The sequence below is a fragment of the Ramlibacter sp. G4-7 genome, from assembly GCF_057784995.1.
Map to the genome: position 1 here is coordinate 257,881 of NZ_JBYNTT010000004.1, position 24,812 is coordinate 282,692.

The following is a 24,812-nucleotide window of genomic DNA, read 5'->3' on the forward strand; positions in this document are numbered from 1 at the left end:
GCTCAGGGCCGGGCGGCGCCGGCCTTGCGCCGTTCGCGCCAGGCCAGCAGCTCGCCGACCAGGCCCTTGCGGAAGGCGAGCACGCACAGCACGAAGATCACGCCGATGATGACGGTGACCCATTCGCCGACCTTGTCGGCCAGCATGTCCTGCAGGGCGATGACGACCCCGGCGCCCAGCACCGGGCCGAAGAAAGTGCCCACGCCGCCCAGCAGCGACATCAGGATGACCTCGCCCGACATGGACCAGTGCACGTCCGTCAGCGTCGCGAACTTCATCACCAGCGTCTTGAGCGAACCCGCAAGGCCTGCGAGCGAGGCGGACAGCACGAACGCCAGCAGCTTGTAGCGGTCGACCTCGTAGCCCAGCGAGATGGCGCGCGGCTCGTTCTCGCGGATCATCTTGAGCACCTGGCCGAACGGCGACGTTACGATCCGCAGGATGCCCAGGAAGCAGGCGATGAAGATCGCCAGCACCAGGTAGTACATGACGCGGTCGTCCACCAGCGGCAGCACGCCGAACAGCTTGCCGCGCAGCACGCCTTGCAGGCCGTCCTCGCCGCCGGTGAAGGGCGCCTGCAGGCAGAGGAAGAACACCATCTGCGACAGGGCCAGCGTGATCATCGCGAAGTAGATGCCCTGGCGGCGGATCGCCACGATGCCGAAGAGCAGCCCGAGGAGCGCGGCGCTGACCACGCCGGCGAGCAAGCCGAGTTCCGGCGTCCAGCCCTGCGCCTTGACGAACCAGCCCGTGACGTAGGCGGCAAAGCCGAAGAAGGCGGCGTGCCCGAAGGACAGCAGGCCGGTGAATCCCAGCAGCAGGTTGAAGGCGCAGGCGAACAGGGCGAAGCACAGCAGCTTCATCACGAACACCGGGTACAGGCCGATCAGGGGCGCGACCAGGGCCAGGACCAGCAGGCCCAGGTAGGTGAAACGCACGGCCTTGTTCACGCCGCTGCCGTGCCGGGCAATGGCCGCATTGGCCTGGTCGACCGGCATTTCGGCGGCGGCGGCGATGGAAGAAGAGGGTGTGGACATCAGGCTTCCTTCCCGAACAGGCCGGCGGGGCGGACCATCAGCACGATCGCCATGATGACGAACACGACGATGTTCGAGGCCTCGGGGTAGAACACGCGGGTGAAGCCCTCCACGATGCCGAGGAGCAGGCCGGTGATGACCGAGCCGAGGATCGAGCCCATGCCGCCGATCACGACGACGGCGAACACCACGATGATCAGGTTGGAGCCCATCAGCGGCGTGACCTGGATGACGGGCGCGGCGAGCACGCCGGCGAGGCCCGCGAGGGCGGCACCGGCGCCATAGGTCAGCGTCACCATCAGCGGCACGTTGACGCCGAAGGCCTGCACCAGCTTGGCGTTCTCGGTGCCGGCGCGCAGGTACGCGCCCAGCCGGGTGCGCTCGATCAGGAACCAGGTGGCCAGGCACACGGTGATCGAAGCCACCACCACCCAGGCACGGTAGTTCGGCAGGATCATGAAACCGAGGTTGGTCGCGCCCGAGAGCATCTCGGGCACCGAATAGGATTGGCCGGAGACGCCGTACTGCTTGCGGAAGACGCCTTCGAGGATCAGGGCGAGTCCGAACGTGAGCAGCAGCCCGTACAGGGGGTCCAGCCCGTACAGCCTCTTGAGGAACAGTTTCTCGATCACGACGCCCAGCGCGCCGACGATCAGGGGCGCCAGGATCAGCGCCCACCAGTAGTTCACGCCCCACTTGTCCAGCATGATCCACGCCGCGAAGGCGCCGACCATGTACAGCGCACCGTGCGCGAAGTTCACGATGTCCAGCAGGCCGAAGATCACGGCCAGCCCGAGACTGAGCATCGCGTAGAAGGCGCCGTTTACCAGCCCCAGCATCAGCTGGCCGAGGAAGGCCTGGTGGGGAATGCCGAAGATTTCCAAGGGCGGATCCAATCAGAAGGTGCAGCCGGCCGCGGGCCGGCTGCTTTTCACCTCGATGCTCTTACTTCTTCAGCAGCGAGCACTTCGACTCGGCCACCGTCGTGAAGGCCTGCTCGCCCGGCACCTTGGCCACGAGCTTGTAGTAGTCCCAGGGCGTGGTGGAGTCCTTGGCGCTCTTGACCTGGAACAGGTACATGTCGTGCATCATGCGGCCGTCGGCGCGGACGTGGCCGTTCTTCTGGTAGAAGTCGTTGTACTTCATCGACTTCAGTTCGGCCATCACCTTGTCGGCGTCGGTCGTGCCGATCTTCTGCACTGCCTTCAGGTAGCTGGTCATGGCGGAGTAGTCGGCGGCCTGCAGCGACGAGGGCATGCGCTTGTACTTGTCGAAGAAGCGCTTGGCGAACTTGCGCGACTCGTCGTCCTGGTTCCAGTACCAGCTGTCCGCCAGCTGCAGGCCCTCGGCATTGGCCAGGCCGACCGAGTGCACGTCGTTGATGAACACCAGCAGGCCGGCGACCTTCATCGACTTGGTGATGCCGAACTCCTTGGCGGCCTTCATGGCGTTGATGGTGTCGCCGCCGGCGTTGGCCAGGGCCAGGATGTCGGCCTTGGAGCCCTGGGCCTGCAGCAGGAAGGACGAGAAATCGGAGGCGTTGAGCGGGTGGCGCACCGCGCCCACCACCGTGCCGCCGTTCTCCTTCACGACCTTGCTGGCGTCGGCTTCCAGCGAGTGGCCGAAGGCGTAGTCCGCGGTCAGGAAGTACCACTTCTTGGCGCCCGCCTTGACCAGCGCGCTGCCGCCCACCTTGGCCAGGGCCACGGTGTCATACGCATAGTGCACGGTGTAGGGCGAGCAGTCCTCGTTGGTCAGGCGGGAGGAGCCGGCGCCGATGGTGATGAAGGGACGCTTCTTCTCCTTGGTCACGCCGGCCATGGCCAGGTTGGTGCCGGAGCTGGTGCCGCCGATCAGCATGGCCAGGTTCTGGCTGTCGATCCACTCGCGCGCCTTGGAAGCGGCGACGTCGGCCTTGTTCTGGTGGTCGGCGGTGAGCAACTCGACCGGGCGGTTCAGGACCTTGCCGCCGAAGTCCTCGATGGCCCACTTGATCATCTCGGCGCCGGCGGGACCGTCGATGTCCGCGTAGAGGCTGGACATGTCGGTGATGAAGCCGATGCGCACCGGGCCGGTCTGGGCCTGGGCGAGGGCGCCGCCGGCGGCGAAGCCGAGGGCGAGTGCGGCCGAGAGAGTCTTCATTTTCATTGCGGTCTCCTTGGTGAAAGCGGATGTTGTCAGACGCCCAGGTATTCCTGGAGCATGCCCATGTTTTCCTGCAGCTGGGCCTGCGCGAAGTCACGCACGATCTTGCCGTGCTCCATGACGTAGAAGCGGTCGGCCAGCGGTGCGGCAAAACGGAAGTTCTGCTCCACCAGCACGATGGTGTAGCCCTTGGCCTTGAGCGTGCGGATGGTATCCGCAAGCTTCTGCACGATCACCGGGGCGAGGCCCTCGGAGATCTCGTCCAGCAGCAGCAGGCGCGCGCCGGTGCGCAGGATGCGCGCGACGGCCAGCATCTGCTGCTCGCCGCCGGACAGGCGCGTGCCGGGGCTCGCGGCGCGTTCCTGCAGGTTGGGGAACATGGCGTAGATCTCGTCCACGCTCATGCCGCCCTGGGCGATGGCGGGCGGCAGCAGCAGGTTCTCTTCGGCCGAGAGGCTGGCGAAGATGCCGCGCTCCTCCGGGCAGTAGCCCACGCCCAGCCTGGCCACCCGGTGCGGCGGCAGCGCGATCGCCTCCTGGCCGCGGATGCGGATGGAGCCGGTGCGGCGGCCCGTCAGGCCCACGATTGCACGCATGGTGGTGGTGCGGCCGGCGCCGTTGCGTCCGAGCAGCGAGACCACCTCGCCCTCGTTGACGCTCATGTTCACGCCGTGCAGCACGTGCGATTCGCCGTACCAGGCGTGCAGGTTCTCGATGCGCAGCAGTTCGGTGGCGGCCATGCTCAGTGCGCTCCCTGCAGCTGGGTGTCCGCGGAGCCCATGTAGGCCTCGATCACCTGCGCGTTCTTCGAGACTTCCGCATACGGGCCGTCGGCGATCACGGCGCCGCGCTGCAGCACGGTGATGCGGTCGGCGATGGAGGACACCACGTTCATGTTGTGCTCGACCATGAGTATGGTGCGGCCCTGGGAGACCTTCTTGATCAGTTGCGTCACCCGGTGCACGTCCTCGTGGCCCATGCCCTGGGTCGGCTCGTCGAGCAGCATCAGGTCCGGCTCCAGCGCCATCGTGGTGGCGAGCTCCAGCGCGCGCTTGCGGCCGTACGGCAGGTTGACGGTGAGCTCGTCGGCGAAGTCCTGCAGGTCCACCGCGTGCAGCAACTCCAGCGCCCGGCCGTGCAGGTGGTACAGCGAGCGCTCCGGCTTCCAGAAGTGGAAGGAGGTGCCCAGGTTGCGCTGCAGCGCCGCGCGCACGTTCTCCATCGCCGTCAGGTGCGGGAACACGGCCGAGATCTGGAAGGAGCGCACGATGCCGCGGCGCGCCGTCTGCGCCGGACGCTCGTTGGTGATGTCGGTGCCGTTGTACGTGATCTTGCCGCGCGTCGGGGGCAGGAACTTGGTCAGCAGGTTGAAGAAGGTCGTCTTGCCGGCGCCGTTGGGGCCGATCAGCGCATGGATGTCGCCGCGCCGGACGCGCAGATCCACGTTGTTCACGGCGACGAAGCCCTTGAACTCCTTGGTCAGGCCCTGGGTTTCCAGGATGGTCTCAGCGGACAAGTAGCGATCCTCCGGCGTGGCGTAGCGGGGGCCGCGCCAGCGGTCCCGTCGAAGGCGCAATGGTGGTGGGCGTGCTACACCGCAGAAAGGGGGGAAAGCCCTAGGTAGTTCTGCGTGCACTGCCCGCCGCGGCGCGGTTCGCTGCGGCCGGGCAAGCTGTCAGAAGCCTGACCTTCGCGCAGAATGCAGGCTGGCCGCGACAGGAGACGACGATGGGCGAACAGCGGGTCAGGGTCAGCGTGGACGCGCACGGCGTCGCCGAGGTGGCGATGGTGCGCGGCGACAAGATGAACGCGCTGGACCGCGCGATGTTCGAGGCCCTGATCGGCGCCATCGCGCAAGTCCGTGCGGACGCCTCGGTGCGCGCGGTCGTGCTGCATGGCGAAGGCCGGGCGTTCTGCGCCGGGCTGGACAAGTCCAGCCTGCAGGGCATCGCCGGCGGTGGCGAAGGCGTCGGTGACCTGGTGCCCCGCACGCATGGCCTGGCCAACTTCTGGCAGCAGGTGGCCTGGGGCTGGCGCGAACTGCCCGTGCCGGTCATCGCCGCGGTGCAAGGCGTGGCCTTCGGCGGCGGCCTGCAGATCGCGCTGGGCGCGGACGTGCGCATCGTGCACCCGCAGGCGCAGCTGGCGGTCATGGAAATCAGGTGGGGGCTGGTGCCGGACATGGCCGGTTGCGTGCTGCTGACCGAACTCGTGCGCGGCGACGTGGCGCGCGAGCTGACCTATACCGGCCGGGTCGTGGCCGGCAGCGAGGCCGTGGCGCTGGGCCTGGCCACGCGGGTGAGCGAGGATCCGCTGGAAGAAGCGCGCCGCGTGGCGCGGCAGGTGGCGGGCAGCAATCCGGACGCGGTGCGTGCCGCCAAGCGCCTGTTCAACACGGCGTCGCCGGTGGATGCCGCCCGCGTGCTGCTGGCGGAGGCCTTCGAGCAGCAGCGGCTGATCGGGAGTCCGAACCAGCGCGAGGCGGTGACTGCGGCGCTGGAGAACCGGGCGGCGCGGTTTGGGTGACGCGTGATCCACCGCGCGCGCAGGGCGTCAACGCACGTTGAGCCGGGCCGCCCCCTGCGCCTGCGCTTGGCCGATCACCGCCGCCTGCCCGAACCCATGCCGGCGGAACACCTCCAGCACCTGCTCGACGCTCTCCGGCGTGCAGGACACCAGCAGGCCGCCGCTGGTCTGCGGGTCGCTGAGCAGGGCCTGGTCGGCATCCGCGAACCCCGCCGGCAGCGCCACGTCCGCGCCATACCCGGCCCAGTTCCGTGCCGAAGCGCCGGTCACGTAGCCGGACTCCGCCAGCTGCCGCACGCCTTCGAGCACCGGCACCTTCTTCCAGTCGATGGTGAGCGACAGCTTGGCGCCGCGGGCCAGTTCCAGCGCATGGCCGGCCAGGCCGAAGCCGGTGACGTCGGTCAGTGCGTGCACGCCCGGGAGCTCGGCGAGCTCGGGGCCGGGGGTGTTCAGGCGCGTGGTGGTCGCGATCATGCGTTCGTAGCCCGCGGGATCGAGCTTTTCCTTCTTCAGCGCCGCCGACAGCACGCCGACGCCCAGCGGCTTGCCCAGCACCAGCACGTCGCCGGCGCGCGCGTCGGCGTTGCGCTTGACGCGCTGCGGGTGCACAAGGCCCAGCGCCACCAGGCCGTAGATCGGCTCCACCGAGTCGATCGTGTGGCCGCCGGCGATCGGGATGCCCGCGGCCTTGCACACGGACTCGCCGCCTTCCAGGATGCGGGCGATCGTCTTCGTGCTCAGGACGTTGATCGGCATCCCGACCAGCGCCAGCGCCATGATCGGCTTGCCGCCCATCGCGTACACGTCGGAGATGGCGTTGGTGGCGGCGATGCGGCCGAAGTCGTAGGGATCGTCGACGATGGGCATGAAGAAGTCCGTCGTCGCGATCAGCGCCTGCTCCTCGTTGAGCTTGTACACGGCGGCGTCGTCGGCGGTCTCGATGCCCACCAGCAGCTCCGGCGGGACCGGCAGCCGCGCCGTGCCCTTGAGGATCTCGGACAGCACGCCGGGCGCGATCTTGCAGCCGCAGCCGCCGCCATGCGACAGCGAGGTGAGGCGGGGTTCGGCAGCGGGGGTGGTGTTCATGCGGGGACTTCCAGTTCTTGCAGCAGGGCCAGGAGCGCGGCGCGCTCGGCGCCCGCATCGAACAGCGGGGCGCGCAGCGCGCATTGTGCGGCCAGGCGCGCGAGCAGGCCTTGCGCGGGGTTATCCGCCACCTGCCCGTGGCGGCAGGCGAGCAGCAGCTGCGCCAGGGCCGCGCCGTCGCCGGGCGGGAAGTAGCCGGCGTAGCCGGCGCCCAGCATGCCGACGTTGCCCGCCACCCGGCTCGCCAGCACGGGCGTGCCGCAGCGCACGGCTTCCATCACGACGTGGGCGCCGCCTTCGAGCGCGCTGGTGTGCACCAGCACGTGGGCCGCACGGATGCGCGCCAGCGTCTCCTCGTGCGGCAGGGCGCCCAGCCACGCATAGCCCGGACAGGCATGAGCCGTGGCGCGGGCCTGCCGTGCCAGCGCGGGCTCCGCCGCGCCGTCGCCGATGTGGGCAATCCGGATAGCGTCGCCGCCTGCCAGCGCCCGCGCCGCCGCCCACAGCACCTCGGGCGCCTTGACGGCCCGAAGGTGCCCCACCATGACCGCCTGCAGCGGACCGTCGGGTTTGGGCAGGGGAGCGAGTGCCGGGGTGGACTGGTAGATCACGCGCGCCTTGGCGCGGTGTTCGCCCGGCAGGGCCTCGGGTCCGCATTCCTGCAGCACCACCAGCCGTTGCGCCAGTTCCAGCGAGCGCCGGGCGGACGCGTCGACGGCGATGTCCTGGTAGAGGTCCGTCCCGGTCAGCACCACGGCCAGTCCCCGTCCCGGGTGCGCCGCCGCCCACGCCGCGACCGCGGCTGCCGAGCGCCGCGCGTGCAGGGCCAGCATCACGCCGTCGCCCTGCGCCTGCGCATCGGGCCATTCCTTGGTGATCCGCACGGCGTGGCTGCCGGCCAGCAGTTCCTGCCAGCGCCGTGCGGTGCGCCAGTTGCCGTTGTTGGCGTCGGCCAGCGCGGGGCTTACGATCACCACCGATGGGGAACGGGACATCGCCGGTTTATAGCGCGCCTGGGGCGGCGGACGCAGTGGCTTTGCGTGAAGGCGCCGCGCCGGTGGTGCGCGCCGCGCTGCTCGCCGCGCGCGAGCGCACGCTGCGCCTGGCGGAGGACTTCCGCGCCGCCCTCGGGCCGCGTCCGCACCTCCCGTATGCCGAGGAAGTGAACCCGCCGCTGTGGGAGCTCGGCCACATCGCCTGGTTCCAGGAATGGTGGATAGGGCGCAACCCGCAGCGGGCGCTGGGCGCGCGGGCCGATCCCGCCGTCGCGCGGCTGCCTTCGCTGCTGCCCTCGGCCGACGGCTGGTACGACTCGGGCCGGGTCGCGCACCGCAGGCGCTGGGAGCTGGCCCTGCCGGACGCCCACGGGACGGCCGACTACCTGCAGCGCACGCTGGAGGCTTCCCTGCGCGAGCTCGATGCGCTGCCGGGGGACGCCGACGCCGACGCGCTCTACTTCTTCCGGCTGTGCGCGCTGCACGAGCAGATGCACGCCGAGGCCGCCGTCTACATGGGCCGCGCGCTGGGCATCCCGCTGCGCGAGGACGGGCCCGCGCCCGTCGTCGCCCACAGTGGCGAGCTGAAGGTGGCGGGCGGGGCCTTCACCCTGGGCGCGGACCCGGGGGGCTTCGCGTTCGACAACGAACTGCCCGCCCATGCGGTGGAGGTCGCGCCTTTCGCCATCGACGCGGAGCCGGTGAGCTGGGGGGCCTTCCTGCCCTTCGTGGAGGCCGGCGGCTACGAGGACGCGCAGTGGTGGACGGCGGAAGGCGGCGCCTGGCGCGCGCAGTTGCGCGCGCCGCGACCCGCGGGCCTGCGCCGCAGCGCGGCCGGCTGGGAGCAGTTCCGGCAGGGCGCGTGGCAGGCCCTGGGCGAGGAAGAGGTGGCGATGCACCTCAATGCCCACGAAGCCGATGCGTGGTGCCGCTGGACGGGCCGCCGGCTGCCCAGCGAGGCGGAGTGGGAGTGCGCGGCGCTCACGGTCGCGGGCTTCCGCTGGGGGCAGGTGTGGGAATGGACCGCGAGCCGCTTCGAGCCCTATCCCGGCTTCGCGCCGCACCCTTACCAGGACTATTCGCGTCCCTGGTTCGGCACGCGGCGCGTGTTGCGCGGCGCCTCGCCGGCCACGGCGCCGGTGCTCTCGCACGTGCGTTATCGCAATTTCTTCGAGCCGCAGCGGCGGGACGTCGTCGCGGGGTTCCGGACGGTGCGGATGGACTAGGCCATCACTTCACCGCCACCGGCTCCCCGAACCCCTGCCAGGTCTTGCCGTCGAACTTCACCAGCTGCATGGTCTGGAAGGGCGCGAAGTCGGCCGCCGTCGTCTGCGCCATCACGCCGGGCAGCGCCATCGGGATCTGGAAGTTCAGCGACGCCGCCTGCTTCATGACGTTCTCGCGCGTGAGGTTGTTGCCGCACTGCTTGAGCATCTGCACGGTGAGCTGCGCGACGGCGAGGCCGTAGGTGGCGCTGCCGTCCATGGGGTCTTCGCCGGGCAGGTACTTCTTCATGAAGGCGAAGTAGTCCTTCATGGCCGGGTCGTTGGCCCACTTGGGGTCGGTCGGGTCCTTGATGTACTGCATGGAGATGAGGCCGACGGACTTGTCCAGGCCGGCGGGCTTGAGCACGGAGCCGACGCTGGCGGAGACCTGGTTGAGGTAGTGCACGGGCTTCCAGCCGACGTCGGCGACCTTGCGGATCGCCTGCGCGGCGAATTTGGGCGTGGTGATGTTGAAGAAAACGTCGGCGCCGGAGCCCTGCAGCGTCACGATCTGCGAGTCGACCGTCGGATCCGTCACCTCGTAGGTGGCGGTCTTCACGATCATGGTCTTGGCCTTGTCGCCCAGGCCCTCGGTGAAGCCCTTGAGGTAGTCCTTGCCGTAGTCGTCGTTCTGGTACAGCACGGCGATCTTCGCATTCGGGTGGCTGCGCAGGATGTCCTGCGCGTACAGGCGGCCTTCGCTCTGGTAGTTGGGGTTGAAGCCCATGGTCCAGGGGAAGTCCTTGGGGTCGTTCCACTTGGACGCGCCCGTGGCCACGAAGAGGTGCGGCACCTTCTTCTGGTTCATGTACTTGTGGATCGCCGAATTCGAGGGCGTGCCCAGAGTGCTGATCGTGAACAGCACCTCGTCCTGCTCCACCAGCTTGCGGATCATCTCCACGGCCTTGGGCGGGCTGTAGCCGTCGTCGACGCTGATGTAGTTGATCTTGCGGCCGTTGACGCCGCCGGCTTCGTTGAGCATCTTGAAGTACGCGGCCTCCACCTTGCCGATGATCCCGTAGGCCGAGGCCGGCCCGGAGTAGGGGATGGTGTTGCCGACCTTGATCTCGGTGTCGCTCGCGCCCGGACCGTACTGCTTCTGCTGCGCGAGGCCGGGGCCTGCCGCGAGCGCCAGTCCCAGCGCGGCCCACGCGATGCGGTTTCGGATGGCCATGGTTGTCGTCCTTTCAGGGAGGGAGTACGGCGAATCATCCCGCCGTGGAATCCCGGCGCGAGCCGCGCTTCACGCGCAGCCACGCCAGGCGCAACGCTCCGGCGATGCCCGTGGGCATCACGTACATGAAGAAGATCATCAGCGCGCCGTAGATGGCCGACGGCGCCGCCTTGGAGACCTGGTCCGCCAGGTTGGGCACGAACTGGATGAACAGCGCGCCCCAGAGCGCGCCGGTGATCGAGGCGAGCCCGCCCACCACCATGCCCACCAGCAGCGAGATCGACAGGAAGATGGTGAAGCTGTCGGGCGCGACGAAGGCGACGGCGATCGCGCCCAGCCCCCCGGCCACGCCGGTGAACATGGCACTCACGCCGAAGGCGAGCGACTTGTAGAGGCTGTTGTCGATGCCCATGGTCGCCGCGGCGATGGGCTGGTCGCGGATGGCGATGAGCGCGCGCCCCACGCGGCCGCGCAGGAGGTTCCAGGCGACCGCGAACATCACCACCGCGACCGCCAGGGTGAAGAAGAACAGCCAGCGGTCGGCATTGAGCTGCAGGCCGAACAGCGATGCGAGAGGCGGCTCGGGCTTGGTGAGGATGATGCCTTGCACGCCACCGGTCCATTGCTCCAGGTGCTTGTATTTCAGCAGCTGCGGCAGCGCCACGCCCAGCGCGAAGGTGGCCAGCGCCAGGTACACGCCTTCCAGCCGCAAGGCCGGCAGCCCGAACAGGAAGCCCACCAGCAGGCACACGGCGCCGGCGACGGGGATGCACAGCCAGTAGGGCACGCCGAACTTGTCCATCAGCACCGCGGTGGCGTAGGCACCGATCGCGTAGAAGGCGCCGTGGCCCAGCGAGATCTGGCCGCTGTAGCCGGTGAGGATGTTCAGCCCGAGCAGGGCGATCGCGTAGATCAGCACCATCGTGTACTGGAAGACGCGGTAGTTGCTGGACACGAAGGGCAGCACGCAGGCCGCCAGCACCAGCACAAGGACGGCTGCGACCCAGCCGCGCGACCAGCCGCGCACGCCGCCGGAGGCCTGCGCGGGTGCGACCGGGGCGAGGTCGCTGGCGGTGACGGCTTCCATGGTCAGACCCGGTGCACGATGACGCGGCCGAACAGGCCCGCGGGCTTGACCACCAGCACGCCGACGATCAGCACCAGGGCGACCGTGAGCTTGAGCTCGGTGCCGATCAGGTAGGCGCCCACGATGTTCTCCAGCACGCCCACGATGAAGCCGCCGACCACCGCGCCCCCGGGGCTGTCGATGCCGCCCAGCAGCGCCGCCGCGAAGGCGTAGAGCAGCACGCCGGTCATCATGTTCGGCTCCAGGAAGACGATGGGCGCGACCATCATTCCCGCCGTCGCGCCGATCGCGGCGGCCAGGCCCCAGCCCAGCGCCAGCATCCAGCCCACGCGGATGCCCACGAGGTGGCTGGAGTCCGGGTTCTGCGCCGCCGCGCGCATCGCCAGGCCCAGGGGCGTGTAGCGGAAGAAGAGGAACACCAGCAGCAGCACGACCAGGGTCACGCTGATGGCGCCCAGCTCGTGCGAGGACACCAGGTGCAAGCCGAAGGGCGGGGCGCTCGGAAAGGGGCTGGGGAAGGACTTGATCGTGTAGCTGAAGATCCAGCCGGCGACGCTGTTGAGGATCAGCAGCAGCCCGATGAACACGACCACCGTCGTCAGCACCGGCGCGCGCTCCACCGGCCGGATGACGATGCGCTCGATCGCCGCGCCCAGCACGAAGGACAGCACCACGGTGGCGGCGAAGGCAGCCCAGTACGGCCAGCCCGCCTGGATCATCGTCCAGCACAGGTAGGTGGCGAACATCGCCATCTCGCCCTGCGCGAAGTTCACCAGCCGCGTGGCGTTGTGGATCATCACCAGCGCCAGCGCCAGGCTGGCGTAGATGCCCCCGGTGGCAAGGCCCGCGATCACCTGGTGCAGGAAGGCTTCCATGCGCTCAGTAACCGAGGTAAGCGCGGCGCACCGCGTCGTCGTTCATCAGGGCCGGGCTGGCGCCGGAGCGCACGATGCGGCCCGTCTCCAGCAGGTGGGCATGGTCCGCCAGGCGCAGCGCCATGGCCGCGTTCTGCTCCACCAGCAGGATGGTGACCTGCTGGCTGCGGTTGATCTCGTGCATCACCTGGAAGATCTCCTTGACCACCAGCGGCGCGAGCCCGAAGGAAGGCTCGTCGAGCAGCAGCAGCCGGGGCCGCAGCATGAGCGCGCGGGCCACGGCCAGCATCTGCTGCTGCCCGCCCGAGAGCGTGCCGGCCTGCTGGTGGCGGCGCTCCTTGAGGATGGGGAACAGGCGGTACATGCGGTCGTAGTCCTCGAACAGCGTGCCGCGGTCGCGCCGCGCATAGGCGCCCAGGCGCAGGTTTTCCTCGGTCGTGAGATCGGTGAAGGTGCCGCGCCCGTCCGGCACGTGGGCCACGCCCAGCCGCACGATGTCCTCGGTGGACTTGCCCGTGATGCGCTGGCCGTCGAAGAACACCTCGCCGCTGGTGCGCACCATGCCGCACAGCGCGCGCAAGGTGGTGGTCTTGCCGGCGCCGTTGGCGCCGAGCAGCGCGGTGATGCTGCCCTGGCGGATCGCGAAGTCCAGGCCGTGCAGCACCTCCGTGGGCCCGTAGCCCGCGCGCAGACCGCGAACTTCGAGCAGGGGGCCGGCCATCAGCTGTCCGTCCCCAGGTAGGCCTGGACAACACCCGCGTCCTGGCGGACCTCCGCGGGGCTGCCCTCGGCGATCTTGCGGCCGAAGTTGAGCGCGACCACGCGGTCCGACACGCTCATCACCAGCCCCATGTGGTGTTCCACCAGCAGGACCGTCAGGTGGAACTGGTCGCGGATCGCGCGAACCAGGGTGCCCAGCGAGCCGACCTCCTCGTGGTTGAGGCCGGCGGCCGGTTCGTCGAGCAGCAGCAGCTTGGGTTGGCTCGCGAGCGCGCGGCCCAGTTCCACCCGCTTGCGCGTGCCGAACGGCAGCTCAGACACGCGTTTGTCCGCCACCTGCTCCAGGCCGAGGAAGCGCACCAGGTCCTCGGCGCGGCGCGTGCTGTCGTCTTCCTCGCCGGCCACGCCGGGCAGGCGCAAGGCATTGGCGAGGAAGCCCTTGCGGGTGCGCGCGTGCCGGCCCACCTTGATGTTGTCCAGCACGGTCATGCTGGCGAAGAGCGCCAGGTTCTGGAAGGTGCGCCCTATGCCCAGGCCTGCGATGCGGTGCGCCGGCACGTTCTCCAGCGGCTGGCCGTCGAAGCGGATGGAGCCTTCCGCGTAGCCGTACAGGCGCGAGAGGCAGTTGAAGAGCGTGGTCTTGCCGGCGCCATTGGGGCCGATCAGGCCGGCGATGTCGCCGCGGCGCACGTCGAAGGACACGCCGTCGAGGGCGGTGATGCCGCGGAAGCGCACGCACAGGTCGCGCACCGACAGCAGCGCACCGTCGGCGTCCTGGGTCTGGGGCGTGCGCGTTTCCGGGGAGACCTGCACTGGCTGACCTCGGCCTTGCGAAGGAAGTTTGCATGCTTCCACGCAACGCCACCGCCCCCGCATGGTGTTTTCCCGCAGCCGTGTCGCCCATGCGATGCCGGCCGCGGCCGCAGGCCCGGTTCCCTGCCGCGCAGGCCCTACAGCGACTTCAGGTACTGCGCGACGTCGGCGATCTCCAGGGGCGTGAGGCCCAGTCCCATGCGTGTGTCATAGATCGTGACGACCTGCTCCAGCGTCGCGGCGTTGCCGTCGTGGAAGTAGGGCGGGTGCTGCCACACCCCGCGCAGTGGCGTGGTGCGGTACAGCTTCGTGGCGGAGCGTGCCGCATGGCTGGGCACCTCGGGCTCGGCCATGGAGTCGGACGGCGGGTGCAGCCGGGTGTTCGCATCGGTGAACTGCGCGCCGCTGTGGCAGGACGCGCAACGCGCCTTGCCCGCGAACAGTGCCGCGCCGCGCAAGGCCGCGGTCGGGTCGAAGGAGCCCGCAGGCGGCGTCGGCGCCGGGATCGAGAGCTGGTACGCCTGCAGCGCGGGCAGCTTGGCGGAGACGAGGTCCTGCGTGCCGTGGGTGACGGTCAGCGGCAGCCGTGGATCGCTGAAGGTGCCCTGGCCGCCCATCTGCGTGACCGCCACGTAGCGGTTCCAGTAGGCGAGGTCGTCGCCGTCGCCGGTGAAGGTGATCTTGTGCACGTCGGCCAGGCCGTAGGCGGGCGGGATCACCGACGGCTTGTTCAGGCCGTCGATGTTGAAGCGCGGGTCGTACTTGCCCTTGCCCCAGGACGTGTACACCGCCTTCTGCGCCGCGGTGAGCGCGGGCGACAGCGCGATGATCGCGCCCGGGTTGAGGTCGCGGTTGGGCCAGGCATCCAGGCGCTTGCCGATGCCGCTCGCAAAGCTGTTGTCCACCGTGGAGTGGCACAAGGCGCAGGTGACGCCCACGCGCGCCAGCCGGTCGACGCCGGCGACGGTGTCGACCTGGCCCTGGATGCCGACCACGGCGCCCAGCTTGATGAGTGCGACGGTGGTGGCGGGGCTATCCAGGTTCACCGAACCGTTGGCGATGCCGTCCTTCACGGACTGCGGCAGGGCATCGGCGTCGACCTTGAGCCCGACGGACAGCGCGGTGCGGGGCGAGACCCCTTGCTCGATCACTTCGTGCATGCGCAACTGGTCGGTCCAGAAGATCTCGTCGCCGAAGGTGTCGTTGCGGAAGATCGCGCGTCCCGCGTCGGACTCCAGCGTCCGGATGGCACCGCCGCCGCCGCCTCCGCCACCGCCGCCGCAGCTGGCGAGGGCGAGGGCGGCCGCGGCGGCCAGCACGGCCGGCAGCAAGGCGATGGGGACCAAGGGCAGGGCGCGAGCACGCATGACATCTCCCGAAACCATCCGCGAAGGTGCGGTGATGGCTTGGACGCCACGACCCGCGCAAACGTGCCCAGGGTCGCGCAGAAAGGTCCGTGCCGGCCCGGACGACCGGGGCGGATCAGGCGCGCGCGGCGCCGCCGCGGCCCTGCCGCGCTTCCTGCAGGAGCGCGGCCGCGAGCGAGGCCTTGGGTCCCTCGCTCCACACCAGGCCCATGCGCCGCACGGGCACCGGCGGCGGCAAGGGGATGCGCACGACGTCGAGGCCCTCGGGCCAGGGCGGCGTCCAGTCGGGGATCAGCGCGACGCCGAGACCCTGGTCGACGAACACGGCAATCGCGTTGAGCGCGTCGATCTCGATGCGCTCCTGCGGCTGGATCTGGTGGTCGCGCAGCCAGGCGTCGGCCATGCGGCCGCCCCACATGCTGCGGTCGTAGCGGATCAGGGGCTCGCTCGCGAGCAGGTCCAGCGGGTCACGGCCGGCCAGGGCGCGCGGAGCGATCACGCACAGCGGCTCTTCGGCCAGCACCTCCCAGCCGCAGGACTTGGGCAGGGTGAACTGCGGCTCGACGATGATGGCCGCATCCAGCACCCCGGCCGTGACGCGCTGGTACAGCTGGCCGGAGTTGCCGGGCTCCATGTAGACGGCGAGCTTGGGGTGCTTGCGGTACAGGCCGCGCAGCAGCGGCGGCAGCAGGCCCGTGAGCGAGGACGCGGAGACGCCCAGGCGCCATTCGCCCAGCGGCGCGTCGTCGTTGGCCAGCGCCTGCAGGTTGCGCACGTCGCGCAGCACGCCGCGCGCATGGGCCAGGATGCGCAAGCCGGCCTCGGTGGCCTTGACCGTCCGCCCGGCACGCCGCACCAGCGTGGTCCCCATCGCCTCCTCGAGCGACTTCACGCGCGCGGCGACCGCCGCCGGCGTCAGGTCCAGGCGGCGCGCGGCCTCCGCCATGGAACCGCTGTCGACCACCATCACGAAGCTTTGCAGGAACTGCGTGTCCATCCGGAACAAAACTTCATTATCGATTGAATGTGGCGCCAGCCCGTGGTCGCCGGAGGCCGACCGGTCCAAGATGCGACGTTTCGACAAGTCCCGGGAGAACAAAGCATGACCATGACCCGCCGCACCGCCCTGGGTGCCGCCGCCGCCGCGCTCGCCACAGCCACCCTGCCCGTGCGGGCCGCCGGTTTCCCCGACAAGCCCGTCAAGGTCGCCGTGGGCTTCGCCGCCGGCGGCGGCGCGGACATCATCGCGCGCCTGGTGGGCAACCAGATGGGCATCCAGACGGGCCAGTCCTTCGTCGTGGACAACAAGCCCGGCGCCACCGGCACCATCGCCGCGACCTACGTCGCCAAGTCGCCCGCCGACGGCTACACCATCTTCCTCGGCTCGCAGTCCACCATGCTGGTGGCGCCGGCCATCTACCCGAAGCTGCAGTTCGATCCGGTCAAGGACTTCACGCCGATCTCGATGCTGGTGTCCATGCCCATGATCCTGGCCGTGCACCCCAGCGTACCGGCGAAGAACATGCAGGAACTGATCGCGCTGGCGAAGAAGGGCGGCCTGGCCTACGCCTCGGCCGGGGCCGGCGGCCCGCAACACGTGGCGGGCGAGCTGTTCAAGACGGGGCTGGGCCTGGACATCACGCACATCCCGTACAAGGGCGAGGCGCCCGCGCTGACCGACGCCGTCGGCGGCCAGGTGCCCGTTCTGTTCTCCAACGTGCCGGCCGTGACGCCGTACATCCAGTCCGGCAAGCTGCGCGCCATCGCGGTCACCAGCCTCAAGCGCCATCCCGCCTTCCCGGACGTGCCCACGATCGCCGAATCGGCGAAGCTGCCCGACTTCGAGGTGCTGACCTGGTACGGCCTGTTCGCTCCGGCCGGCACGCCGGCCGACGTGGTGAAGAAGCTGGAGACCGAAGCCGTTGCCGCCCTCAAGTCCAGGGAGCTGTCCGCCAAGGTGGAGGAGCAGGGCTTCACCATCGTGGCCAGCAGCAGCCAGCAGTTCAGCGACCTGATGAAGGCGCAGGTGCCACGCATGGCCAAGCTGATCCAGTCCGCCCACATCCGCGCCGATTGAGACCCCCATGATCGAACTCTCCGCCAAGAAGGTCCACGGACCCATCATCCGCCTGCACCCCAACGACAACGTCGTGGTGGCGCGCACGGAAGTGGGCATCGGGACGGCCGTGCCCAGCGAAGGCTTCAACAGCCGCAGCCAGGTGCCCGCCGGCCACAAGATCGCCGCGCGCCCCATCAAGGCCGGTGAAGCGATCCTGAAGTACAACGTGTGCATCGGCTTCGCGGCGGTGGACATCGCGCCGGGCACCTACGTGCACTCGCACAACGTGACTTTCCGGGAGTTCGACCGCGACTACGCCTACGGCCGCGACTATGTGCCCACGCCGGTGCTGCCCGAAAAGGAGCAGGCCACCTTCATGGGTTACGTGCGCCCGGACGGCCAGGTCGGCACGCGCAACTACGTCGGCATCCTGTCCACCGTGAACTGCTCGGCGACGGTGGTGCACAAGGTGGCGGAGTGGTTCACCGAGGAGCGCCTGGCCGCCTTCGGCAACATCGACGGCGTGGTCGCCCTGTCGCACGGCCTCGGCTGCGGCATGGAGATGAGCGGCGAGCCCATGGACCTGCTGCGCCGCACGCTCGGCGGCTACGCCAAGCACCCCAACTTCGCCGGCGTGCTGATCATCGGCCTGGGCTGCGAGCGCAACCAGATCTCCGGCCTGCTGGCGCAGGAGAAGCTGGAGGCCAACCCGCGGCTGCAGACCTTCGTGATGCAGGAAAGCGGCGGCACGCGCAAGACCATCGAGGCCGCGGTGGAAGCCGTCAAGAAGATGCTGCCGCGCGCCAACGACGTGGTGCGCGAGCCCGTGTCGGCCAGGCACCTGAAGGTCGGGCTGCAGTGCGGCGGCTCCGACGGCTTCTCCTCGATCACCGCCAATCCCGCGCTGGGCGCGGCGATGGACATCCTGGTGCGCCACGGCGGCACCGCGATCCTTTCGGAGACGCCGGAGATCTACGGCGTGGAGCACACGCTCACGCGCCGCGCCGTCAGCCGCGAGGTGGGCGAAAAGCTGATCAACCGCATCCGCTGGTGGAAGGAGGAGTACTCCCCCGGCCGCGACGTGCAGATCAACGGCGCGGTCAGCCCCGGCAACAACGTGGGCGGCCTGGCCAACATCTTCGAGAAGTCGCTGGGTTCTTCCATGAAGGGCGGCACGACCGGCCTGATGGAGGTCTACCGCTACGCGGAGCCGGTGCGGCAGAACGGCTTCGTGTTCATGGACACGCCCGGCTTCGACCCGTGTTCCGCCACCGGCCAGATCGCCGGCGGCGCCAACATGATCCTGTTCACGACCGGCCGCGGCTCCATGTTCGGCGCCAAGCCGGTGCCCTCGATCAAGCTGGCGACCAACACGCCGATGTACAGCCGCCTCAGGGAAGACATGGACTACAACTGCGGCGAGATCCTGGACGGCACCAAGACCATGGCCGACAGCGCCGAGGACATCTTCCGCCTGACCCTCAGGATCGCCTCGGGCGAGCGCAGCAAGAGCGAACTGCTCGGGCTGGGTGACCACGAGTTCGTGCCGTGGAACATCGGCGTGGTGAGCTGACCGATGCCATCGCGGGCTCGACCCGCGGCAAAAACAAGAAAGCCCGGCAGCGCCGGGCTTTTTCACTTGCCCGATCGCTCAGGCCAGCTTGCCCGCGTTCGGCATCGTGAACCCCACCTTGTCCAGCGAGGCCTGCAGCGTCTGCTGCTGCGCGGCGTCCAGGTCCACCAGGGGCGGGCGCACGTGCGCCCAGTCCTTGCGGCCGGTCTTCCAGGCGATCGCGGCCTTCATCGCCGGGATCAGCGGGAACTGCGCGAAGGCGGCGCGGGTCGCGTCCAGGTCCTTCTGCTGCTGGTCGGCGTCGGCCTGCTTCCAGGTCTTGTACAGGCGCACGATCGCCGTCGGGTTCACGTTGGCCGTCGCCGTGATGCAACCCGGGCCGCCCGCGCGCAGGTCGGCCAGCAGGAAGCTCTCGCTGCCCGCGAAGACGTCGAAGCCCTGCGGCCCGAACTCCTCGATCATGGCCCGGGTGTTGTTCCAGTCGCCGGAGCTGTCCTTCATGCCGGCCACGATGCCGGGGTAGGACTTCAGCAGGCGCGCGACCAGGCCGCGGGAGATCGGCGTGCTCGACACCGGCGGGATGTGGTACAGGTAGATGCGCAGGCGCTCGTCGGCCACGCCGTCGATGATGCTGGCGAAGTTGCGGTACAGGCCTTCGTCGCTCACGCCCTTGTAGTAGAAGGGCGGCAGCATCAGCACGCCGCCCACGCCGGCCTGCACCGCCCGCTTCGTGAGCTCGATGGAGTCGGGGATCGCGCAGCAGCCCGTGCCCGGCATCAGGCGCGCCGGCGGGATGCCCGCTTCCAGCAGCGTGTCGAAGAGCTTGCGCTTTTCCGCCACCGACATCGAGTTCGCCTCGGAATTGGTGCCGAAGATCGCCAGCCCCACCTCCTGCTCGAGCAGCCAGCGGCAATGCCGGATGAAGCGGTCGGCATCGGGCGTGTAGTCGGCGTTGAAAGGCGTCAGGACGGGCGAGAGGACGCCCTGGATGCGGGGAGTGGATGCGGTCATGTCGGGATTCTGCGGGGCGGGACCGCAAAGTATTTTGCGTCAGAAGATAGCGCAACAGCGTTCCCCGGGGGGCGCACCTGCGCACACTCTCCCCTGGCTCGTTCCGAGCACAATCAGGAGACACCATGCCCCGCATCTTCCGCCGCAGCCTGCTGGCCGCCCTCTTCGCCGCGCTGCTGCCCGCCGCCGCGCTGGCTGCCTGGCCCGAGCACCCGATCAAGCTGGTGGTGCCGTACCCGCCCGGCGGCGCGACCGACGTGATCGGCCGCATCGTGGCCCAGCGCCTGTCCACGGCCCTGGGGCAGCAGGTGGTGGTCGACAACCGGGGCGGTGCCGGCGGCAACATCGGCGCGGACATCGTGGCCAAGGCCAAGCCCGACGGCTATACCCTGCTGATGGCGGCGATGACCTCGCACTCGACGATGGCCAAGCTGGAGCGCGGGCGCATCGCCTACGACCTGCAGAAGGACCTGACCGCCGTCCAGGTGGTCGGCTACGTGCCGCTGGTCTTCGTGGTGCATCCCTCCGTGCCGGCCACGAGCTTCCAGCAACTGGTGAGCTTCGCCAAGGCCAACCCGAAGAAGCTGACCTATGCCTCCTCCGGCGCCGGCGCGCCGCAGCGCATGGCGGTGGAGATGTTCCGCGTGCAGAGCGGCGCCGACATGATCCACGTGCCGTACAAGGGCAGCGGCCCGGCCATGACCGACCTGGTCGGTGGCCAGGTGCTGATGGCCGCCGAAACCGTGCCGGCCGCGCTGCAGCAGATCAAGGCGGGCAAGCTGCGCGCCCTGGCCGTCACCACGCCGCAGCGCATCTCCATGCTGCCCGACGTCCCCACCGTGAACGAGTCCGGCTGGAAGGACTTCGACGTCGTGTCCACCTTCGGCGTGATGGCGCCCGCGGGCGTGCCGGCCGACGTGCTGGCGAAACTGAACGCGGAGATCGGCAAGATCATGCAGGACCCCGCGGCCAAGGAGCAGTTCCTGCAGCAAGGCGTGTATGCGCTGCCGCCGCAGACGCCGGCGGAAGCCTCCGGCCGGCTGAAGGCCGAGGTGGCCAAGTGGTCCAGGGTGATCGACGAGACCGGCGTGAAGGCCGACGAATAGCGTCCCGGGACGCAATGAAATGACGATATGACCAAGGCAGACGACCCCACCGGCATGCGCAAGGGCCTCACCAACTACGGTGACGCCGGCTTCTCGCTGTTCCTGCGCAAGGCCTTCATCAAGGGCGCGGGGCTCACCGACCACGCGCTGGACCGCCCCGTGATCGGCATCACCGACACGGGCAGCGGCTACAACCCCTGCCACGGCAACATGCCGCAGCTGCTGGAGGCGGTGCAGCGCGGGATCATGCTGGCCGGCGGACTGCCGGTGAAGTTCCCGACGATCTCGATCGGCGAGAGCTTCGCCGCGCCGACGAGCATGTACCTGCGCAACCTCATGTCCATGGACACCGAGGAGATGCTGCGGGCCCAGCCGATGGACGCGGTGGTGATGATCGGCGGCTGCGACAAGACGGTGCCGGCGCAGCTGATGGGCGCTGCCTCCGCCGGTCTGCCGGCGATCCAGCTGATCACGGGTTCCATGCTGACCGGCTCGCACCGGGGCGAGACGGTGGGCGCCTGCACGGATTGCCGCCGCTACTGGGCACGCTTTCGCGCCGAGGACATCGACGAGCAGGAGATCGAGGCGGTCAACAACCAGCTCGTGCCCAGCGTCGGCACCTGCTCGGTGATGGGCACGGCCAGCACCATGGCCTGCGTGGCCGAGGCGCTGGGCATGACCGTGCCCGGCGGCGCCACGCCGCCGGCCGTGACCTCCGGGCGCATGCGCGTCGCCGAGCACACCGGCGCGGTCGCGGTGCAGATCGCGAAGAGCCGGCTCACCGTCGACAAGGTGCTCACGGAGAAGGCCTTCGAGAACGCCATGCGCGTGCTGCTGGCGATCGGCGGTTCCACCAACGCCATCGTGCATCTCACCGCGATCGCGGGGCGGCTGGGCTTCGAGGTCGACCTGGAGGCGCTGGACCGCATGGGCCGCGAGACGCCGGTGCTGGTGGACCTGAAGCCGTCCGGGCAGCACTACATGGAGCACTTCGATGCGGCCGGCGGCATGGCCACGCTGCTGCGCGAGCTCAAGCCGCTGCTGCACCTGGATGCGCTGACCGTCACGGGGCGCACCCTCGGCGAGGAACTGGAGCGCGCCGCCCCGCCTTTTCCGCAGGACGTCGTGCGGCCCTTCGCCAACCCGATCTACCCGCAAGGCGGCATCGCGGTCCTGCGCGGCAACATCGCGCCGGGCGGCGCCATCATCAAGCAGTCGGCCGCCGATCCCAAGCTGATGGAGCACGAAGGCCGCGCCGTCGTGTTCGAAGGGCTGCAGGACCTGGCCGAACGCATCGACAGCGAGGACCTGGACGTGAAGGCCGAGGACATCCTCGTGCTGAAGAACATCGGCCCCAAGGGCGCACCCGGCATGCCCGAGGCGGGCTACATCCCGCTGCCGCGCAAGCTCGCGCGCCAGGGCCTCAAGGACATGGTGCGCATCTCGGACGGCCGCATGAGCGGCACGGCCTTCGGCACCATCGTGCTGCACGTCACGCCGGAGTCCGCCATCGGCGGGCCCTTCGCGCAGGTGCGCAACGGCGACCGCATCCGGCTGTCGGTGAGCAGGCGGGAGATCAGCCTGCTGGTGTCCGACCAGGAGATCGCCCGCCGCGCGCAGGAGCAACCGGTGCAGGTGCCGCGTGCCGCACGCGGCTACCGCAAGCTGTTCCTGGAGACGGTGACGCAGGCGGACAAGGGTGTCGACTTCGACTTCCTGGCCGCGCCCGAGGTCAAGGGCCGGATCCCCAGGACCTAGGAGCCTGCGCGCTGCTGCTGGCGGCGCGCCGGCCACATCCGGTGGAAGACGCGGTCGCGGTCGACGAGCAGGTGCTTGAGGCCGGCGAGCGCGTGCACCACGACCAGCACGACCATGGCCCAGACCAGGGTCTCGTGCCAGCCGAAGAACTGCTTGGCCGTCTCGCGCACGGGCGTGATGCCCGCGTGCATGGCCGGGCCGAAGAAGTGCAGCCCCGCCTTCGTGTAGAGCGAACCGACGACGCCCGTCACCGGCAGCAGCACCATGGCGACATAGAGCAGCCACTGCACCGCGTGCGCCAGCCTGGCCTGCCAGGGCGGTACGCCCGCAGGGAGCGGCTCAGGACGGTGCGAGAGCCGCCACAGCAGGCGCAGCAGGACCAGCGCGGCGACGACCAGCCCGATGGACTGGTGCAGGTCGAGCCAGGCGCGGCCGCCGGGCTCGTGCTCGATGGTCATCATCCACCACCCGAGCGCCGCCATGAACGCGATGAGCAGCGCGAGCAGCCAGTGCAGGGCGATGGCCGGCGTGGAGTAGCGCCAGGGCGTGGAAGCGTGCATCGGGGGATTCCTCGGGATGGGGTTCATCGGCGCGCCTGCTCGGCGTGCTTGCGCAGGTCCATGCAGGGAGCGCGTGCCGCCGCGAAGGCCGCGACGGCGGCGAAGGCCGCGAGGATGCCGAACACGATGTGGAAGGCATGTTCCACCCGTGCCGGGTCCATGCCCTGCAGCGAAAACGTCTCCCCGCTCGCGGCGCCCGCCGGCGGCTGCAGCAGCACGAAGGCCAGCCCCCCGAAGGCGGCGGTGCCCAGCGTCGCGCCGGTGGACCGCGTGAGGGACAGCAGGGCCGCGGCTGCGCCCAGGCGCTCGCGGCCGGCGAGCATCTGCGTGGCAAGTTGCGAGCTCGGCATGACGGTGCCGAAGCCGACGCCGCACACGGCTGCGGCTGCCGTGATCAGCATCGGCATCGGCGGCAGCACCGCCAGCGCGGTGATGGCGAGTGCCGCGGCACCCAGGCCCCAGGGCGGCAGCTTGCCGCTGGTGCCCGTGCGTGCGCTCACCCGGCTGTTCAGGGTGGATCCCACCACGATCCCGGCGGTCAGCGGCAGCAGCTGCAGGCCTGCATCCAGCGCGCTCGAATGCCGCGCCGCCTGCAGGTAGATGGGCAGCAGGAACAGCAGCGCGAACATGGTGCCGGCGAAGCCGATGACCGACGCGCAGATCCAGGGCACGCCGGGCAGGCGCAGGATGTCCAGCGGCAGGAAGGAGTTCGGGTGGCCCCGCTGCTGGCGCGTGAGCACGAAGCCGGTCACCAGCGCCGCGGCGGCGATCGCGGCGCTGGCGACCGACAGCAGCGCGAAGCGGTGTCCCACCTGGCCGAACCACAGCAAGGCGCTGGCGGCGCAGAACGCGAACAGGACGAAGCCGGCGGGGTCGTAAGGCGCATGGCGCGCGGCCGACGGCTCCGGCTTCGGCAGCCGGCTCATGCGCCAGAACGCCAGCAGGCCCAGCGGCAGGTTGGCGAGGAACAGCCAGCGCCAGTCGTAGTGGTGCACGACGAAGCCGCCGATCAGGGGGCCGCCGACGCTGGAGGTGGTGAACACCAGGGCGAAGTAGCCCTGGTAGCGCGGCCGCTCCCAGGGCGGCACGAGCTCGCCGATCAGCGCCTGCGACAGCACCATGAGGCCGCCGCCGCCGAGTCCCTGCAGCACGCGCGCGCCGATCAGCAGCTGCATGGTGGGCGCCAGCGCGCAGGCCAGCGATCCCAGGACGAAGATGGAGAGCGCCACCAGCATCACGTTGCGCCGGCCGAAGCGGTCGCCCAGCCGGCCGTACGTGGGCGCGGCGATGGTGGCGGCGAGAAGGTAGCCGGCAGCGATCCAGGAGGTGTCCGCCAGGCCCCCCAGCTCCGCCGCGATGCGCGGCGTGGCGGTGACCAGCAGCGTCTGGTCGACGGCGCCCATGAACATCGGCAGCATCACGGCGCTGAACAGCGCGAAGAAGGTCGCGCGCTCGATCGCCGGCGGCCTGGGCGGCGCCACGGCGGGCCCGAAGCCCGAATCCTCGCTGCCCGTGGTGGAGGAGGGCAGGCTGCCCTCGCTCAGCAAGGGGGTGTCGCGTCCGCTCGCCGGCGCGCTGTGGCCCGCCTGGGGCGCCTCGTCATCGCTCACCCGGCCATCCTAAGCGAGTGCGCGCGGGCTTGCAGCACGGGGTCG

At 69.8% G+C, this 24,812-nt stretch carries 23 protein-coding genes; 6 read left to right on the top strand and 17 right to left on the bottom strand.

The annotated features are described in order from the left end of the window. Window positions 1-2 precede the first annotated feature (2 nt). From AC3EGR_RS07925 to AC3EGR_RS07945, 5 genes are all read right to left on the bottom strand, one after another. On the bottom strand, window positions 3-998 hold the full coding sequence (locus AC3EGR_RS07925) for a branched-chain amino acid ABC transporter permease (RefSeq protein WP_488545972.1): 996 nt from the start codon (window positions 996-998) through the stop codon (window positions 3-5). Window positions 999-1,036: 38 nt separating this feature from the next. Further along, window positions 1,037-1,921: a branched-chain amino acid ABC transporter permease gene (locus AC3EGR_RS07930; RefSeq protein ID WP_488545903.1), complete on the bottom strand. Its 885-nt coding sequence runs from the start codon at window positions 1,919-1,921 to the stop codon at window positions 1,037-1,039. Between the two features lie 61 nt (window positions 1,922-1,982). Then, window positions 1,983-3,185: an ABC transporter substrate-binding protein gene (locus tag AC3EGR_RS07935; RefSeq protein ID WP_488545904.1), complete on the bottom strand. Its 1,203-nt coding sequence runs from the start codon at window positions 3,183-3,185 to the stop codon at window positions 1,983-1,985. A gap of 29 nt (window positions 3,186-3,214) precedes the next feature. Next, complete coding sequence (locus AC3EGR_RS07940) at window positions 3,215-3,922, bottom strand: ABC transporter ATP-binding protein (RefSeq protein WP_488545905.1); 708 nt, start codon at window positions 3,920-3,922, stop codon at window positions 3,215-3,217. A 2-nt stretch (window positions 3,923-3,924) separates the two neighbouring features. Next, the gene (locus AC3EGR_RS07945; protein ID WP_488545906.1) at window positions 3,925-4,698 is read right to left on the bottom strand and encodes an ABC transporter ATP-binding protein; all 774 of its coding nucleotides are present in this window, start codon (window positions 4,696-4,698) and stop codon (window positions 3,925-3,927) included. A gap of 212 nt (window positions 4,699-4,910) precedes the next feature. On the opposite strand from AC3EGR_RS07945, the gene AC3EGR_RS07950 reads away from it, so the two are divergent. Then, the gene (locus AC3EGR_RS07950) at window positions 4,911-5,708 is read left to right on the top strand and encodes a crotonase/enoyl-CoA hydratase family protein (RefSeq protein ID WP_488545907.1); all 798 of its coding nucleotides are present in this window, start codon (window positions 4,911-4,913) and stop codon (window positions 5,706-5,708) included. Window positions 5,709-5,735: 27 nt separating this feature from the next. On the opposite strand, the gene selD is transcribed toward AC3EGR_RS07950, so the two are convergent. Both selD and senB read right to left on the bottom strand, forming a co-directional pair. Beyond that, on the bottom strand, window positions 5,736-6,794 hold the full coding sequence (selD, locus tag AC3EGR_RS07955; protein WP_488545908.1) for a selenide, water dikinase SelD: 1,059 nt from the start codon (window positions 6,792-6,794) through the stop codon (window positions 5,736-5,738). Beyond that, the gene (gene senB, locus AC3EGR_RS07960) at window positions 6,791-7,789 is read right to left on the bottom strand and encodes a selenoneine biosynthesis selenosugar synthase SenB (protein ID WP_488545909.1); all 999 of its coding nucleotides are present in this window, start codon (window positions 7,787-7,789) and stop codon (window positions 6,791-6,793) included. Before senB ends, selD begins: the two co-directional genes overlap by 4 nt. Window positions 7,790-7,824: 35 nt before the next feature. On the opposite strand from senB, the gene senA reads away from it, so the two are divergent. After that, window positions 7,825-9,015, top strand: coding sequence for a selenoneine synthase SenA (gene senA, locus AC3EGR_RS07965; RefSeq protein ID WP_488545910.1), 1,191 nt, complete (start codon window positions 7,825-7,827; stop codon window positions 9,013-9,015). 4 nt (window positions 9,016-9,019) lie between these two features. On the opposite strand, the gene AC3EGR_RS07970 is transcribed toward senA, so the two are convergent. The 7 genes from AC3EGR_RS07970 to AC3EGR_RS08000 form a co-directional block, all read right to left on the bottom strand. Next, window positions 9,020-10,228, bottom strand: a complete 1,209-nt coding sequence (locus tag AC3EGR_RS07970; RefSeq protein ID WP_488545911.1) for an ABC transporter substrate-binding protein — start codon at window positions 10,226-10,228, stop codon at window positions 9,020-9,022. A 34-nt stretch (window positions 10,229-10,262) separates the two neighbouring features. Continuing rightward, window positions 10,263-11,315, bottom strand: coding sequence for a branched-chain amino acid ABC transporter permease (locus tag AC3EGR_RS07975; RefSeq protein ID WP_488545912.1), 1,053 nt, complete (start codon window positions 11,313-11,315; stop codon window positions 10,263-10,265). Between the two features lie 2 nt (window positions 11,316-11,317). Continuing rightward, the gene (locus AC3EGR_RS07980; RefSeq protein ID WP_488545913.1) at window positions 11,318-12,190 is read right to left on the bottom strand and encodes a branched-chain amino acid ABC transporter permease; all 873 of its coding nucleotides are present in this window, start codon (window positions 12,188-12,190) and stop codon (window positions 11,318-11,320) included. Window positions 12,191-12,194: 4 nt separating this feature from the next. Next, window positions 12,195-12,911, bottom strand: a complete 717-nt coding sequence (locus tag AC3EGR_RS07985) for an ABC transporter ATP-binding protein (RefSeq protein WP_488545914.1) — start codon at window positions 12,909-12,911, stop codon at window positions 12,195-12,197. Continuing rightward, window positions 12,911-13,723: an ABC transporter ATP-binding protein gene (locus tag AC3EGR_RS07990; protein ID WP_488545915.1), complete on the bottom strand. Its 813-nt coding sequence runs from the start codon at window positions 13,721-13,723 to the stop codon at window positions 12,911-12,913. The genes AC3EGR_RS07985 and AC3EGR_RS07990 overlap by 1 nt, the downstream gene beginning before the upstream one ends. 137 nt (window positions 13,724-13,860) lie before the next feature. Continuing rightward, the gene (locus AC3EGR_RS07995) at window positions 13,861-15,090 is read right to left on the bottom strand and encodes a c-type cytochrome (RefSeq protein WP_488545916.1); all 1,230 of its coding nucleotides are present in this window, start codon (window positions 15,088-15,090) and stop codon (window positions 13,861-13,863) included. Between the two features lie 115 nt (window positions 15,091-15,205). Continuing rightward, on the bottom strand, window positions 15,206-16,087 hold the full coding sequence (locus AC3EGR_RS08000; RefSeq protein ID WP_488545917.1) for a LysR substrate-binding domain-containing protein: 882 nt from the start codon (window positions 16,085-16,087) through the stop codon (window positions 15,206-15,208). A gap of 111 nt (window positions 16,088-16,198) precedes the next feature. On the opposite strand from AC3EGR_RS08000, the gene AC3EGR_RS08005 reads away from it, so the two are divergent. Both AC3EGR_RS08005 and AC3EGR_RS08010 read left to right on the top strand, forming a co-directional pair. Then, window positions 16,199-17,167: a Bug family tripartite tricarboxylate transporter substrate binding protein gene (locus tag AC3EGR_RS08005; RefSeq protein WP_488545918.1), complete on the top strand. Its 969-nt coding sequence runs from the start codon at window positions 16,199-16,201 to the stop codon at window positions 17,165-17,167. A gap of 7 nt (window positions 17,168-17,174) precedes the next feature. Further along, on the top strand, window positions 17,175-18,722 hold the full coding sequence (locus AC3EGR_RS08010) for a UxaA family hydrolase (protein WP_488545919.1): 1,548 nt from the start codon (window positions 17,175-17,177) through the stop codon (window positions 18,720-18,722). Between the two features lie 78 nt (window positions 18,723-18,800). On the opposite strand, the gene AC3EGR_RS08015 is transcribed toward AC3EGR_RS08010, so the two are convergent. Further along, window positions 18,801-19,733, bottom strand: coding sequence for a dihydrodipicolinate synthase family protein (locus AC3EGR_RS08015; protein ID WP_488545920.1), 933 nt, complete (start codon window positions 19,731-19,733; stop codon window positions 18,801-18,803). A gap of 125 nt (window positions 19,734-19,858) precedes the next feature. On the opposite strand from AC3EGR_RS08015, the gene AC3EGR_RS08020 reads away from it, so the two are divergent. Then, window positions 19,859-20,839, top strand: a complete 981-nt coding sequence (locus AC3EGR_RS08020; protein ID WP_488545921.1) for a tripartite tricarboxylate transporter substrate binding protein — start codon at window positions 19,859-19,861, stop codon at window positions 20,837-20,839. Window positions 20,840-20,866: 27 nt separating this feature from the next. Next, complete coding sequence (locus AC3EGR_RS08025; protein WP_488545922.1) at window positions 20,867-22,597, top strand: IlvD/Edd family dehydratase; 1,731 nt, start codon at window positions 20,867-20,869, stop codon at window positions 22,595-22,597. On the opposite strand, the gene AC3EGR_RS08030 is transcribed toward AC3EGR_RS08025, so the two are convergent. Both AC3EGR_RS08030 and AC3EGR_RS08035 read right to left on the bottom strand, forming a co-directional pair. After that, on the bottom strand, window positions 22,594-23,157 hold the full coding sequence (locus AC3EGR_RS08030; protein ID WP_488545923.1) for a cytochrome b: 564 nt from the start codon (window positions 23,155-23,157) through the stop codon (window positions 22,594-22,596). The two genes, AC3EGR_RS08025 and AC3EGR_RS08030, sit on opposite strands and share 4 nt — an antisense overlap. 23 nt (window positions 23,158-23,180) lie before the next feature. Further along, window positions 23,181-24,767: an MFS transporter gene (locus AC3EGR_RS08035; RefSeq protein WP_488545924.1), complete on the bottom strand. Its 1,587-nt coding sequence runs from the start codon at window positions 24,765-24,767 to the stop codon at window positions 23,181-23,183. Window positions 24,768-24,812 lie beyond the last annotated feature (45 nt).

Excerpts from the sequence above, each read along its gene's own strand:
- AC3EGR_RS07935 (WP_488545904.1), bottom strand. The coding sequence starts at position 3,185 with ATGAAAATGAAGACTCTCTCGGCCGCACTCGCCCTCGGCTTCGCCGCC.
- AC3EGR_RS07995 (WP_488545916.1), bottom strand. The coding sequence starts at position 15,090 with ATGCGTGCTCGCGCCCTGCCCTTGGTCCCCATCGCCTTGCTGCCGGCC.
- selD (WP_488545908.1), bottom strand. The coding sequence starts at position 6,794 with ATGAACACCACCCCCGCTGCCGAACCCCGCCTCACCTCGCTGTCGCAT.
- AC3EGR_RS07950 (WP_488545907.1), top strand. The coding sequence starts at position 4,911 with ATGGGCGAACAGCGGGTCAGGGTCAGCGTGGACGCGCACGGCGTCGCC.
- AC3EGR_RS07975 (WP_488545912.1), bottom strand. The coding sequence starts at position 11,315 with ATGGAAGCCGTCACCGCCAGCGACCTCGCCCCGGTCGCACCCGCGCAG.
- AC3EGR_RS07980 (WP_488545913.1), bottom strand. The coding sequence starts at position 12,190 with ATGGAAGCCTTCCTGCACCAGGTGATCGCGGGCCTTGCCACCGGGGGC.
- AC3EGR_RS08000 (WP_488545917.1), bottom strand. The coding sequence starts at position 16,087 with ATGGACACGCAGTTCCTGCAAAGCTTCGTGATGGTGGTCGACAGCGGT.
- AC3EGR_RS08005 (WP_488545918.1), top strand. The coding sequence starts at position 16,199 with ATGACCCGCCGCACCGCCCTGGGTGCCGCCGCCGCCGCGCTCGCCACA.
- AC3EGR_RS08020 (WP_488545921.1), top strand. The coding sequence starts at position 19,859 with ATGCCCCGCATCTTCCGCCGCAGCCTGCTGGCCGCCCTCTTCGCCGCG.
- senB (WP_488545909.1), bottom strand. The coding sequence starts at position 7,789 with ATGTCCCGTTCCCCATCGGTGGTGATCGTAAGCCCCGCGCTGGCCGAC.
- AC3EGR_RS07970 (WP_488545911.1), bottom strand. The coding sequence starts at position 10,228 with ATGGCCATCCGAAACCGCATCGCGTGGGCCGCGCTGGGACTGGCGCTC.
- AC3EGR_RS07940 (WP_488545905.1), bottom strand. The coding sequence starts at position 3,922 with ATGGCCGCCACCGAACTGCTGCGCATCGAGAACCTGCACGCCTGGTAC.
- AC3EGR_RS08025 (WP_488545922.1), top strand. The coding sequence starts at position 20,867 with ATGACCAAGGCAGACGACCCCACCGGCATGCGCAAGGGCCTCACCAAC.
- AC3EGR_RS07925 (WP_488545972.1), bottom strand. The coding sequence starts at position 998 with ATGCCGGTCGACCAGGCCAATGCGGCCATTGCCCGGCACGGCAGCGGC.
- AC3EGR_RS08010 (WP_488545919.1), top strand. The coding sequence starts at position 17,175 with ATGATCGAACTCTCCGCCAAGAAGGTCCACGGACCCATCATCCGCCTG.
- AC3EGR_RS07985 (WP_488545914.1), bottom strand. The coding sequence starts at position 12,911 with ATGGCCGGCCCCCTGCTCGAAGTTCGCGGTCTGCGCGCGGGCTACGGG.
- AC3EGR_RS08015 (WP_488545920.1), bottom strand. The coding sequence starts at position 19,733 with ATGACCGCATCCACTCCCCGCATCCAGGGCGTCCTCTCGCCCGTCCTG.
- AC3EGR_RS08030 (WP_488545923.1), bottom strand. The coding sequence starts at position 23,157 with ATGCACGCTTCCACGCCCTGGCGCTACTCCACGCCGGCCATCGCCCTG.